The organism is Oleiphilus sp. HI0079 (assembly GCF_001635105.1).
Genome location: NZ_LWFT01000835.1, coordinates 1 through 306, shown reverse-complemented (window position 1 = coordinate 306; position 306 = coordinate 1). Strand labels below are relative to the sequence as shown.

Annotated in this window: 1 protein-coding gene; it reads right to left on the bottom strand. The window is 51.3% G+C overall.

Annotated elements, in window-relative coordinates; all coding sequences use genetic code 11:
• On the bottom strand, positions 1-306 hold a 306-nt coding region (locus A3750_RS15615; protein ID WP_156498632.1), incomplete at both ends, for an FAD-dependent oxidoreductase.

Sequence of the window (306 nt, the reverse complement as noted above, 5' to 3'; positions counted from 1 at the left end):
GCTCTCACTTCGCCTAACAAAAGATTCAAGGGATGGACATGCGCGCCGGTTTTATCGAGTAAGCCGCCAACATATGCATCCGTCGCGATCTCTTTGTGAATCGCTTCGCCATCGAGCATCTCTAGGCCTTGGTGACCAAGGCTCTCCCATAGTGCTTTTTGACCCTGAAGATGACCCATTTGCGTTTTATTGAATGCCGCAAAAATACCGCCGGGCCGGTAGTCGCAGTCAATGTTATATTTCTCGATACGGTTGCGAATAATGTCACCACCCTCAAACGCCATACTCCCGAGGGCTTGCGCCGTC